Origin of the sequence: Polyangium sp. 6x1 (assembly GCF_029946515.1) — a bacterium.
Lineage (GTDB): Bacteria > Myxococcota_A > Polyangia > Polyangiales > Polyangiaceae > Polyangium.
Genome location: NZ_JARZHH010000020.1, coordinates 17,840 through 30,178, shown reverse-complemented (window position 1 = coordinate 30,178; position 12,339 = coordinate 17,840). Strand labels below are relative to the sequence as shown.

General features: G+C 70.0%; 10 protein-coding genes and 1 pseudogene. 5 read left to right on the top strand and 6 right to left on the bottom strand.

Annotated elements, in window-relative coordinates:
- Positions 1-20 precede the first annotated feature (20 nt).
- A complete protein-coding gene (locus tag QHF85_RS20035; protein WP_281328841.1) occupies positions 21-1,925 on the bottom strand; it encodes a protein kinase in 1,905 nt (634 codons plus the stop codon).
- A 242-nt stretch (positions 1,926-2,167) separates the two neighbouring features.
- On the opposite strand from QHF85_RS20035, the gene QHF85_RS20030 reads away from it, so the two are divergent.
- From QHF85_RS20030 to QHF85_RS20025, 3 genes and pseudogenes are all read left to right on the top strand, one after another.
- The gene (locus tag QHF85_RS20030; RefSeq protein ID WP_281328840.1) at positions 2,168-4,810 is read left to right on the top strand and encodes a hypothetical protein; all 2,643 of its coding nucleotides are present in this window, start codon (positions 2,168-2,170) and stop codon (positions 4,808-4,810) included.
- Positions 4,740-4,940: pseudogene (locus QHF85_RS49820) on the top strand (hypothetical protein); the annotation flags it as partial. The gene QHF85_RS20030 and the pseudogene QHF85_RS49820, both read left to right, overlap by 71 nt.
- A gap of 17 nt (positions 4,941-4,957) precedes the next feature.
- Positions 4,958-5,194: a hypothetical protein gene (locus tag QHF85_RS20025; RefSeq protein ID WP_281328839.1), complete on the top strand. Its 237-nt coding sequence runs from the start codon at positions 4,958-4,960 to the stop codon at positions 5,192-5,194.
- On the opposite strand, the gene QHF85_RS20020 is transcribed toward QHF85_RS20025, so the two are convergent.
- From QHF85_RS20020 to QHF85_RS20005, 4 genes are all read right to left on the bottom strand, one after another.
- Positions 5,184-5,687 carry an AgmX/PglI C-terminal domain-containing protein gene (locus tag QHF85_RS20020; RefSeq protein WP_281328838.1) on the bottom strand — a complete coding sequence of 168 codons (504 nt, stop codon included), beginning with the start codon at positions 5,685-5,687 and terminating at the stop codon, positions 5,184-5,186. The two genes, QHF85_RS20025 and QHF85_RS20020, sit on opposite strands and share 11 nt — an antisense overlap.
- A gap of 53 nt (positions 5,688-5,740) precedes the next feature.
- Positions 5,741-6,790, bottom strand: coding sequence for a glycosyltransferase family 4 protein (locus tag QHF85_RS20015; protein WP_281328837.1), 1,050 nt, complete (start codon positions 6,788-6,790; stop codon positions 5,741-5,743).
- A 140-nt stretch (positions 6,791-6,930) separates the two neighbouring features.
- Entirely contained in the window at positions 6,931-7,764 is an 834-nt protein-coding gene (locus QHF85_RS20010) for an SDR family NAD(P)-dependent oxidoreductase (protein WP_281328836.1), read from the bottom strand.
- Positions 7,765-7,802: 38 nt separating this feature from the next.
- A complete protein-coding gene (locus tag QHF85_RS20005; RefSeq protein ID WP_281328835.1) occupies positions 7,803-8,984 on the bottom strand; it encodes a hypothetical protein in 1,182 nt (393 codons plus the stop codon).
- Between the two features lie 182 nt (positions 8,985-9,166).
- Here QHF85_RS20005 and QHF85_RS20000 point away from each other — a divergent pair, with 182 nt between their 5' ends.
- On the top strand, positions 9,167-10,702 hold the full coding sequence (locus tag QHF85_RS20000) for a tetratricopeptide repeat protein (protein ID WP_281328834.1): 1,536 nt from the start codon (positions 9,167-9,169) through the stop codon (positions 10,700-10,702).
- 338 nt (positions 10,703-11,040) lie between these two features.
- Here the strand turns inward: QHF85_RS20000 and QHF85_RS19995 are convergent, their stop codons facing one another.
- Positions 11,041-11,328: an antibiotic biosynthesis monooxygenase family protein gene (locus QHF85_RS19995; RefSeq protein ID WP_281328833.1), complete on the bottom strand. Its 288-nt coding sequence runs from the start codon at positions 11,326-11,328 to the stop codon at positions 11,041-11,043.
- Positions 11,329-11,436: 108 nt separating this feature from the next.
- On the opposite strand from QHF85_RS19995, the gene QHF85_RS19990 reads away from it, so the two are divergent.
- The gene (locus QHF85_RS19990) at positions 11,437-12,111 is read left to right on the top strand and encodes a YdeI/OmpD-associated family protein (RefSeq protein WP_281328832.1); all 675 of its coding nucleotides are present in this window, start codon (positions 11,437-11,439) and stop codon (positions 12,109-12,111) included.
- The last annotated feature ends 228 nt before the right edge of the window (positions 12,112-12,339 follow it).

The window sequence follows — 12,339 nt, the reverse complement described above, 5'->3', positions numbered from 1 at the left end:
GAACAGGCGATCCAAGGGCGTCATTGGGGGGCCCGGCTGGCTGCCGCGGGGGCGAGCTGCCGGAGGTGCCAGGCCTGGAGGAAGAGCTTGCGCTCCGCGGCGCTCAGCGCCTCGCGCAGCCCGCCGAGCAGCACCGGCTGGAGCACGGTGAACGTCACGCTCGCGTAGAGGAGCGCGAGCGTGGTGCCGGGGTGCGCGAGGCGCACGGTCCGGGCGTGCAAAACGAGGTGGCCCGCTTCGAAGCTGAAGGAGCGGGGGAGAAAGCCCACGAGCTCGAGGAGGAACGGGACGAGGATCGCGAGCCCGCCGAGCAGCGCCACGATCCAGCGCTCGCGCCGCTCGGCGTGCAGCGTGAACCAGATCGTCGTCGTGGCCGCCGCGGTGGGCGTGAGGATGAACGGACCGAGCCAGCAGCTCAGCGCTGCGCACGTCGCGGCGACCCCGGTGGCGAGCACGACGAGCTGCCTCTGCGTCGCGCCGCGGCTCCGCCAGATCCAGATGGCGTAGAGCGCCGAGAGGACGCAGAGCACCGACGTCACGGCGAACGACCCCATGTCGAGGACACCCATCCACACGACGACGGGGATCGTGGCGGTCCATCCCACCAGCGCGTAGATGCCGAAGCGCGCGGTATGCAGCCGGCTCATGCGCGCCGCCTCGGCCATCTCGGTCTCGACGCCCGCAGGCAGGTGCTCGGGGGTCTCGAGCAGCAGTTTTACCAAAAGCCCGCGGGCGTCGGCCTCCTCCGGATCGAGCGCCAGCGCTTTGATCACTTCGCGCATCGCGGCGGCTCGCGTGGCCTCGGCGGCGCCGGCGTCCTCGCGCTTCGATCGCTCGAACGCCTCCCGGCCGCGCTCGACGTGGTGCGCGGCGAGCTCGCGACGGCGCTCGAGGTCCCGATCGCCGTCGAGGTAGCGCTCCACCGCGTCGCAGAGCTCGCGCGCGCTCGCGAACCGCTGGTTTCGATCGGCGGACGTCGCGCGGACGCAGATCGCGTCGAGCTCCGGCGGAACGTCGGGCGCCACGGCAGACGCGCGGGCGTCCGCGCCATGCAGCGTGGACGCCTCGATCTGCTCCCGGCTGCCTCGGTGAAGCGGGCGGAGCGTCAGGATCTCGTAGAGGATTGCGCCGAGGGAATACACGTCGGCGCGCGCGTCCTGCTCGCCATCCAGGCCGAGCATCTGCTCCCGGGACATGTACCCGGGCGTCCCCGCCACGGCGCCTGGGCTGCTCACCGGCGCGTCCGCCGCGCCTTCGGCGACGAGCTTCGCGATCCCCCAGTCGAGCACGTAGACCTCGCCGAAGGCGCCGAGCATGATGTTCGAGGGCTTCAGATCCCGGTGCAGCACGCCTCGGGTATGCGCGTAGTCCACGGCGAGGCAGACCCGGGTGAAGGCCTCGAGCAGCCTGCGCCTCGTGTGCGCGGCCCGCATCGACGCGTCCCCGCGCGCGTGCGCTTGCAGGACCTCCGCGAGCGTTTGTCCCTGGACCCGTCGCATCGTGAAGAACGTCTTGCCGTCGGGGCCGACGCCCATGTCGTAGACCGGCACGACCGACGGGTGCTCGAGCTGGCCCTGCACCCGCACCTCCCGCAAAAAGCGCCGCTCCGCGCGCCCCTTGCCGGCGGCGGATGCGAGGAGCGTCTTTTGCGCGACATCACGTCCGATGGCCTCGTCGCGGCAGAGGCGCACCTCCCCCATGCCGCCGACCCCGAGCACCTCGCGGATCTGGTAGCGCTTTCCAGGCTCCACGATGGCCGTCACGTCGCTGTCGCTCCCCGAGATGGTGTCCGGCTCGACGTGCTCGTCGAGGACCGTCGCTGCGCGCCAGAGCGATTGCTCGGACGTGTAGCCGAGGGTCGCGTCGGAATTCCTCTCGTCCTGCGTCTTGCCGCCGGAAGGAGCTTCAACAGGAGGGGTGGGCATGAGCGCGATTCTACCGCGTCGCCAGCGCGCCATGATCGGCGGCGGACGTGCGCCGAACGATGGCGCGCGGGTGGCCGGCCAGTGGCCGGCCACCAAGCAAAGGAGCCTCGCGGGACGTATTCCGCGGGAAATCACGTGCATGCGCGGCTCGAGTCGAACGGTACGAGGGTTGCTGAAGCGTCGCCACGACATCGGCCTCCGCTCGGCCAACCCAAAGACACCCACCCACAGGGAAGCTTCGCATGAAACTCACTCCTTCACGTCGCGTGTTCCCCCATGTGCTCTCGCTCTTTGCTGCGGCGCTGCTGCCCCTCGGGTGCGCGGCCGACGGCGCGCCCGCGCTCGAGGCGGAGGAGGAGGTGTCCGAGGCGCGGCAGGAGCTCGTGACCCAAGGGCTGTTCGTCGCCGCCAACGGCTCGATCCACAGGCGCGGCGCCATTGGCCCCGCGACGGGCAACGACTGGACCGTCGTCGACGGAGCCAGCGGGGTCACGGCCATGGCCGTTCACAATAGCGAGCTTTACGTCATCGCCGGCGGCTACCTCTACAAACGCGACACCCTGGGTTCCGGAGGCTGGGTCGCGATCGGCGAGGCCTCCGGGGGCACGGCCATGGCGTCCTTCCATGGCTCGCTTTACATGACGACGAGCGACGGGCTCTTTCGCCGCGGCTCCACCGACCCCGGGACGGGCAATGACTGGACCTGGATCGGCCCCGCCCAAGGGGTCACCGCAATGACGTCCCACAACGGAATGCTGATCGTGGCCTCGAGCAATGGGCTCTGGGTGCTCGACCGCATGGGCCCCACGACGGCCCCGAGCTGGTCCTTTGCGGGCGAGGCCTACGGCGTCACCGGCCTGGCGAGCTACAACGGCTCGTTGTATGCGGCCACCAACGGCGCGCTGCACAGGCGTGGCGCCCTCGGCGCTGCCACGGGCAACGACTGGACCTTCGTCGGCGAGGCCTACGGGGTCGTCGCCATGGCCGCCAGCGCGGGCGGCCCGGTGATGGGCCCGGCCCGCTGCGGCGACAAGGTGCGCCTCCGATCGTGGCAAGGCGATTACCTGCACCGCCCCGACGACGCGCACAGCGTCACCACGTGGAGTCACGTCGGCGGCAGCGTCTGGGCCGTCGAATGCACGAACAACGGAACCATTCAGCTCCGGTCGTGGAAGGGCGACTATTTGCACCGCCCCGCCGGCGACGTCCAGCCAGCCATCGGCACCTGGGATCAAGGCGAGTGGACCGTCGTACCGACCACCGGGGGCAAATTCAAATTGAGGTCGTGGCGGAACGACTTCCTGCATCGCCCCGCCGGCCGAGCCGAGCCGCGCATCACGGCCTACGAAGACGGCGAGCTCGAGTGGACGGCGGAGGTCATCGTGCTGGGCACCTCCGCCTGTGGCGACAGCGTGCGCGTGAAGTCGTGGAAGGGCGACTATCTGTCCCGCGCCGAGAATGGCGTCACGACCGGCGACAGACGCTACGGCAGCATCTGGAGGGTCGAGTGCATGGACAACGGGATGGTCCAGCTCCGGTCGTGGAAAGGCGATTACCTGCACCGCCCCGACAGCGACGCCGAGCCGCGCGTCACGACCTGGGACCAGGGTGGGTGGTGGCCCGAAAACTACGGCGGTGAGGGCGCTGGTCTTCGGTCCTGGAGGGGCGATTTCCTGCACCGCCCCGACACGCCGCAGGGCGTGACCACCTGGACGTCGACCGCCTGGGGCATCGAGCCGGTCGTCGACCTGGCTTCCGTGCCGACGATGAGGTTCGTCAACCAGGACGTGAACAACGACGGCACGCGTGAGCTCGTCCTCGTCACGGAGAACCCCGGCGGCGGAGGGTTTCTCGTGTACGATCCTTTCGTGATCGCCGAGGCGCTGCCGCACCTGGGTTACAGTTACGGCGCGGGCACGGATTTCTGGGAGACGCTGAGCCCCGCCCAGCAGACGAGCCTGAAAGAGACGGTCTCCGATCTCTTGCCGCACACCGACCTGGGCACGGCGATCGACGCGCACGAGCTCGTGGCTGCGCGCAGCAGCATCCCGAACCAGGGCCAGAACCGCACGTACCACGTGGACACGTACGAAGGCGATTTCGAGGCTTCGCGGAATGGCCTCCGGGCTTCGGGCTCGGCCTTCACCCTCACGGGCGTCTCGCAGAACGCGCTCGGTGTCGACACGACATTGACGATCGGCCCTTCGGGAAGCGCGGCCGCGATGTTCCGGAACGATGGTATGGCCTTCGGCGCCGAAGCGAACCTGTACGTGGTGACGAGGAGCGTGGGGGATCCGACGGGGACGACGGGTGCGATTACCACGGGCGTTGGTGTCGGCCTCTACGGCGAGCTGAAGTTTGGCGAGAACGATCAATACGGCTTCAGCGTGCCGCTCCTCGGTACGCCCGTCGGTGTGACCCTGTACGTGAAGGGCAGCGACGCGGTGCAAGCGTGGAACGCCGTGAGGGGCTCTTCGGCCGGCTCTCTTTTCGAGGCGTCGCGGCACCTGGGCGACCTCGGCATCGCGTGGAGCCACGACGTACACTTGGTCTCGCTGAATGCGTTCGATGACGCTGCGCTCGTCGTGAGCCACCAAGCGGACGCCGTCGCGGGCGCGGCCTACATCTGGACGATGGACGCCGGTCGTCAGTCGGTGATCGAGCTGGGTGGAACGGCCTCGACCGTGGGCGCGACGATTGACACCGCCGTCGACCTGGCCTCCGACAAGATGATCTCGCCGTCGGTGAACGCCGCCGGGGATCTCGCGCAATGGTCGAAGACGCAGGCGGGCTCGGCCGTGATCTCGGCCTTCGATTCGGCCATCGGAGACATCAGCGACGCCATCGACGACGTCGAAGACTTCTTCTGCTCGATCTTCTGCTGAAAGGCCGGCGCAGTCGTTCCCTCCGTCGAGAACACGACCTTCCCGCTCCCGCGATACACTCGCCGCCTTCGCCCGCGCGAGGCCCGAGGGCCACGTCGTGGTGATCACGCAGAACGTCGACAGCTTGCACCAGCGCGCCGGCGCGCCGTGCGTCCTCGAGATCCACGGCTCCGCGCGTCGAACGTGTTCGTCGCCGCCGGCACGAGCGGCGTCGTGTTCCCCGCCGCGGCGTACGTGCGCGAGGCCGACTACGCCGGCGCGCGCACGATCCTCGTGAACCTCGAGCCGCCGTCGCCGCCGAACCCCTACTTCGACGACGTCGTCCTCGGGCGCGCCGAGGACGTCCTGCCTGCGCTGCTCGGCGGGAGCCGCGTCACTTCTTGATGACGACTTCGCCGCCGAACGTCATCGGGTAGGTGATCATCACCGTGCCACCGCCGGCCGGGCGCGGGAACTTGACCGTCTTGAACGCGTCGCGCACGCAGTCGCCGACCTTCGGGTTCTTCACGGTCGACTCCTTCACGCTCGCCACGTTCACCGTGCCGAGCGGACCGACGGTCGCTTGCACCGTGACCGTGCCGGAGAGCTTGCCGTCCTTGTCCGCGCCGAGCGTGTAGCAACTGTCGAACGCCTTCGCGTTCTCGTTCACCGCCGCCTGGATCTGCTCGTTCGAGAGCGTGCCCGAGAGCGGTAGCGTGGCCGGATCCTTCGGTTTGCCCTCGGCCAGGTTGCCCTCGGAAGGCTTCCCGTCGGAGGACCCTTGCTCGCCTGTCGCGGAAGGCCCACCGGTCTCGCTTTGTCCCGAGCCGCCTGCAGGTTGCGTTGCCCCGCAGCCCGCGAGGACGACGAAAACGATTGGAGTGACGAACCAGCGCATGACCAGCGACTTCAGTCGAGATGCGGCGCGTTGTCTACCGGGAACGGCACCGCTCAAGCGACACGCGCGCGGGCCGCGCTCCCCGCGGCGGCGGCGCGGCGGTAGACCGACTCGTACGCGGTCGCCATGACCGAGGTGCTGAACCGGTCGCGGGCGCGGCGCGCACACCGGCCCCGGTCGAAGCGCGCGAGCTCGGGCGAAACGGCGACGCGAGCGAGGGCTTCGACGTCGTCCGGGGGGACGAGGAAGCCGGTGATGCCCTCGTCGACGATCTCCGGGAAGGACCCGCGCGAAAAGCCGATCACGGGCGTGCCGCACAGCATGGCCTCGACGGCGACGAGGCCAAACGGCTCCTCCCAGAGGAGGGGACACACGAGCGCGCGCGCACCCGAGAGGATCCGAATTTTCTGCTCGTGGTCGACTTCTCCATGATCGACGACGCCCGGGAGATCGAGCCGCGGCGCGATGTTCTCCTCGAAGAAGGTCCGATCTTGCGGGTGCGTGCGGCCGCCGAGGTGGATGGGCATGTCCACGAGCCGCGCGACGTCGAGGGCGAGGTGCGTGCCCTTCTCCTCGCAGTAGCGCCCGATGTGCGCGAGGTAGCCCTCGTCGTGCAGGCTCGGCGGATATCGGCTCGGCGAGAGGCCGTGGTGGATGACGCGCGCGCGGAGGAGCGGGACCTCGAGCTCGAGCTGACGCCGGCTGATCGCCACGTGGAAGACCTGCGGGTGCGACGCGTAGATCCGAGAGAACGATTCGTCGCGGTGGTGGTGCAACGTGTACACGATCGGCACACGCGCGAAGGCGGAGAGCGGGATGCCGAGCGGGCTGTTCAGGTGGACGACGTCGAAGCTGCCGCGCGCGATCTCGGCGAGCGCCCAGGCCACGTGGTTGACCTCGTCTGCGGCCGTGGGGGGCCAGACGGGGCGATGGTAGAGCGCGCGCTTGCGGCAGCTCGTGATGGAGTCGCCCGTCGTGAACACCGTGACGGCGTGGCCGCGGGTGTCGAGCTCCTCGGCGAGCTCGTAACAGAAGAGCTCGGTTCCGCCGTAGCCTACGGGTGGCATGCGGATGAATGGAGTCGAGATCATCGCGATGCGCATGGCTCACCGTGCCTCCCGCGCGCGTCCGCCCCCCTCATGCGCGCGAAGCCGAAGCGCTACACGTGGCGTGCCATCGCGGAACGCATCGCTCACCCCCGACGCCCCTTCCTCTCGGGAGAGGGGCGAAGAGGGGACAACCGTCACAGCTCGGGCGCTTGCCAGGCTTCGAGGCGGCGCCAGATCGCGGCGAGCAGATCCGGCGACGAACGTTTGAGCGCATAGAGAAGGTGCGCCTCTTTCGTCACGGGGACGAGGCCCTGATCGCGCTCGACGGCGTTCATGATCTTCTCGGCGACGAGATCCGGCGAGGCGCCGCGCTCCATCAGGCGGCGCGAGCGCTCGAGCGCCGCGGGCTCGGCCAAGCGGCCGCGGCGGCGGCCCGCCTCGTTGATGTTCGTCCGGATGAACCCGGGGCAGATCGCGGTGACGCCGATGCGGTGCCGACGCAGGTCGGCGCGCAGCGACTCGGAGAAGCCGACGACGGCGAACTTCGTCGTGGAGTAGGCGACGAGCAGGCGGCTGCCCGCGAGCCCCGCGACCGAGGCGATGTTGACGACGTGGCCGCCGCGATCACGCTCGATCATGCGCGGCACGAAGAAGTGACAGCCGTGCACGACGCCCATCACGTTGATGCCCATCACCCAGTTCCAGTCCTCGAGCGTGGTGTCGCGCAGGCCACCCGTGACCGCGACGCCCGCGTTGTTGACGAGCACGTCGACCGCAGGAAACGCGGCGTGCACCTCGTCCGCGAAGCTCTGCATCGCCGCGGCGCTCGACACGTCGACCTTGCGCGCGAGCACGCTCCGGCCATGCGCGCGCGCTGCCGTCTCGACCTCGTCGAGCGACGACGTGTTGACGTCGCACACGATGAGCTCCGCGCCCTCCTTGGCGAACGCGAGCGCCGTCGCCCGCCCGATGCCGCTGCCCGCCCCCGTCACGAGGACAACCTTGCCCGCAAAACGCCCGCTGCTCATGAGGATCGACGGAAGCGCCCCGGCGAGCGGGCGTCAAGTCATGTGCCGAGCGTGACGAGCAGCGCTTCGACGGCGGGCGGCCAGATCGCCTGCGCCTCCGTGAGGAGGCCTCGCTCTTCGAGGACACGGTAAATCGCGAGCGCGCGGCGCAAGAGCGAGCGCGCCTCCAGCCGCTCGGCCGACGTCCCCTCCGCGAGCACCGTGGCCGCGCGGAAGCAGAAGAGCGCGTGATCCCCCTGAATCGCCGGCACGTCCGGCTGCTCCGCCGCGAGCCGCGCGGCGAGCGCGAGGCCCGTCCGGAACGCTTCGAGCGCGCCGCGCGGATCCGCCATCGCGCGGAGGACGTGGCCGATGCGGCCGTACGTCGCGTAGAGATCACGCCGCGCATCGTCGTCGTACGTCAACTCGGCGAGATCTTCGCGGAGCACGAGGCAGGCGCGGTAGGCCGCGAGCGCCTCGGGCTTCTCGCCCATCGCGCGCAGCACCTCGCCGATGCTCTCGTGGCAACGCGCGAGCGCGCGGCGGCGGCCGACGTCGTCCGGCGCATCCAGCGCCAGCCGATCCCGCACGACGAGCGCTTCCCGGTACGCCGCGAGCGCGCCCGGGCCGTCACCGGCGGCGAGGAGCGCATCGGCGTAACGGTCGCGCGTGAGCGCGACGAGGGAGCGGTGGTCCTGATCGTTCGGCGCGCTTTCGGCGAGGCGCTCGGCGAGCGTCATGCCACGCTGGAAGGAGGCCGCGGCCGCGGCCTCGCGCTCGTCTTCGAGCAAGTAGTCTCCGACCATCACGTGGCAGAGGGTGACGCCCGTGAGCACGCCGGCAATGGCCTCGCCGAAGCTCTCCGCCTGGTGTTCGGCGTCGTCGAGGGCGCGCCCATCGCGCGGGTAGATGGTGCGATCCGAGAGCAGGCCCGCTTGCTCCGGGGCGCCGGCGCGGGCGCGGAGCGGGATCACCACGGCCCGCTTGTCGCGCTCCATCGTGAGCCCCTCGGAGAGGGTCGCCTCCACGATCGAGCCGGGCGTGAGGGCCTCGGGGCTCACGAGCACCACGATCACGTCGGCCGTGCGGATGCGGGAGCGCGTGTCCAGCAGGGGGGCCGCAGGCACGGCCTCCCGGACGATCCCAGCGTCGACGAAGGCCGCGAGCCGCGCGCAGAGCTCCTCGCGGATCACCTGATCCCCGGGGGCGGAGGACACGAAGAGCTCGACGGCGTGGTGCATGACGGCGACTCGCATCCCATCTTACCAGCCTCGCGCCTCCCGAGGCTGCCGTTCCCGTGCTCTCTCTGAAATCGAGAGATCCGAGGCGATCCCTGGTAAATTCGCCCTGCTAGCGACCAACCCCCGAGGACACGGGCCCGATGCGAGTCTTGATCACCGCGATTTCAGCGCAGGAAGGCGCCATGAGCGCGCCGCTTGCGGCGACGGGCGCAGGGCACCTCAAGAGCCGCCTCGGCCGCGAGGACGCCGCGTTCGAGGTGGTGGAGGCCGATCCCGGCCGCGACCTTGCCGAACAGCTCGAGGCGCTGCTCGCCGAGCGCGGGCCGAGCTTCCGCGACCCCGTGATGCTCTACGTGGCGTGCTCCGCGCTCCTCTCCATCGACGGCGAGCTCTTCCTGTCCCTCGATCCACGAAACCCGACCGTCGGTGACGCGCTCGCGGACGTCGCGGCCGTGCTGCGCGACGGCGCACCGGGACCGAAGCTCGTCGTGCTCGAGCTCGTCGACACAAAGCTCGGCCTCGATCCCACGCGCGCCGAGGTGCTCGTGCGCGCAGCCGAGGCCGCGATCGATCCAGTCACGAGCGGCGTCGAGCTCATCCTCGGCGCGCGCCCGCGCACGCTCGACGCCGCAGGCACGCCGCTCGCGCAGGGGATCGTCACGGAGCTCGACGCGCTGCCGAGCGGGCGGAGCCTGACCGCGCGAGGCATCTTCGATCGGCTCGTGAGCAAGCTGCGCGAGTCCGTGCCGTGCCTGCATCACGCGCGGGCGAAGGTGAGCTTCGAGCTCGTCGCGGGCAAACCGGGGCGGCGCGACTCGACCTCCACGATGCCAGCGCCGCGCCTCGACGTGCTGCCGCGCAGCGCGACGCCCGCACCGCCGCCCGCGCTGCCCCCGCCACCGCCCGCGCCACCGCCCGTCGAAGAGCCGCCGCGCGCAGCGACAGCCCCACGCGAGCCCGAGATCTCGCTCGCGCCTCCACGCCCACCGCGCACATTCCATCCGCCGCCGCCGCCAGACGACGTCGATCTCACATGGACCAACGAAGGCGAAGACTGGGGCAGCATGCCGCGCGTCATCCCGCTGGCGCGTCCGCTCGCCGCACCCCCCGGCGCCTCGCTCCCACCGCCGCCGATGACGAGCAGCGGAAGCACGTCGATCCTCGGGACGGACGGACCGATCTCGAGCCCCATCTCGGGTCGAGAAATCTCGCCGTTCGCGCGCTACACCGTCGAGGGCGAGCTGCTCGCGTCGCAAGGCGATCCGAACGGCGCGATCGCCGCATTCCGCAAGGCGCTCTCCGTGCTCGGGCCCGGCGGCGATCCACACGCGCGCGCCGAGATGTACGTGCGCATCGGCGAGCTCCGGTCAGGGCACGGCGAGCCCGAGGACGCGATCTCGGATTTCGAGAAAGCACTCGCGCTGCGCCCAGGGCATCTCCCCGCGCTCGAATCGCTCCTCCTGCTCTGCGCGAAGGAGCGCGACTGGCGCGGCGTGATGAGCGCCGAGGAACGCATGCTCGCAGCCCTGCCGAGCGACACGCTGCGGTTCGAGCGTCTCATCGAGTTCGCCGCACGCTGGGAGGGCGAAGCAGACAAACCCGCACGCGCGCGGCTGCTGTTCGAACGAGCGCGGGAGATGCGCCCGCACGATCCCATCGTGGTCGAGCAGATCCGTCGGCTCACGCTGAAGTCGCTGCCGCCCGCGCCGCGCGGGTGAGCTCGGGGCGCCGCGTCGGGGCGCTGCCCCGAACCCCGCGGGGGCTGTCCGCCCCTCGACCCGGACCAGGGCCAGCCCTGGACCTCTGATGGAAGAACTGCGCGATGCGCAGTTCTTCCACGGGGCCGGTGGTACCGCGTCGCCGGTTGAACCGTCAGCGCTGCTGTTTTAACTGGCAGTGTCGTTGCTGGTCTTGACCCGGCTGTTCGATGAACTGCGCGGAGCGCAGTTCATCGACCCTCAGTCCAGCGCGGGCGCTGGTCCAGGTCCAGGAGCGGACAGCTCCTGGTGGGGCCTGGGGCAAAGCCCCAGCGAAGCGCCTTCGATCAAGACAACGCTCAGCCGATCGCTTCTGCCTCGTACATCTTGATCTGCGCCCTCGTCATTGCCTGCTCGCCGCGGAGGCCTTTGTGGTGCTTGCGGAACAGCTCGGAGCGCGGGTAGGCGAGGAAGGCTTCGCGTGTGGTCCAGCGGGAGACTGCGAGGAGTGCGCCTTCGTCTTGCCAGAGCTCGACGCCGAGGAATCCTTCGAACTGGTCGAGGTCGTGTGCTGTGTCGCGGAAGGACCGCCTGATCCGTTCGAGCTCGTTTTCGGGCGCCCGGATGGTGTTGACCACGACGTACATGCGTGACTCCTTCGAGGCAGGGCGCGCGTGGCGCGAGCATGCTCGGGGCAAACCGCGTTCCACCCCGGACGTGGAAAAGCCTGTAGCATGGGGGCCCGAGCGTTTGCCATGACCACCACCCCGAGCCCTCTCTCCAAAAAACTCCAGATCAAGCCGAATGCGCGCGTCCTTCTGCTCGGCGCTCCGGACGGGCGCGCGGAGCTGCTCGATCCCTTGCCTGAGGGCGTGAGCGTCGCGAAAGCGGCGCGCGGCTCGTTTGACGTCGTGCTCCTCTTCGTGGAGACGGCGAAGGAGCTCGAGAGGGGCGGACCGAAGGCGATCTCGGCGGTGCGCGACGGCGGTGTCCTCTGGATCGCTTATCCGAAGAAGAGCTCCAAGGTGGAGACGGATCTCACGCGGGACGTTGGGTGGAAGGTGATCGAGGAGGCGGGCTGGGGCGGCGTCGCGCAGGTCGCGATTGACGAGACGTGGTCGGCGCTGCGCTTCAAGCCCGAGGCGACGGTCGCGCGCAAGGAGAGCTCGGCTGTGGCGCCGGGCGCGAGGAAGATGGGCGCGGCGAAGAAGGCGGCGCTCGTGCAGGCGCCCTCGGACCTCGCGGCGGCGCTCGCGACGAGCCACGCTGCGAGCAAGACCTGGGACGCGCTCGCGCCGTCGCATCGCAAGGAGTATGTCGGCTGGATCGAGGAGGCGAAGAAGCCGGAGACGCGCGCGCGTCGGATTGCGTCGTCGGTCGAGATGATGGCGGCCGGCGTGAAGGACCGGAACGCGAAATACGCGCGGTAGGATTGGAGGCGCCGCGCCGGGGCGCTGCCCCGGACCCCGCGGGGGCTGTTCGCCCCTCGACCCGAACCAGGGCCAGCCCTGGACCATTCGTGGAAGAACTGCGCGCAGCGCAGTTCTTCCAACAGGCCGTTGGTACCGCGTGGCCAGCTGAAATCTCAGCGCTGCTGCCTTGATTGGCAGGGTGGGTCGTGGTCTTGAATCGGCGCGTTCGATGAACTGCGCATCGCG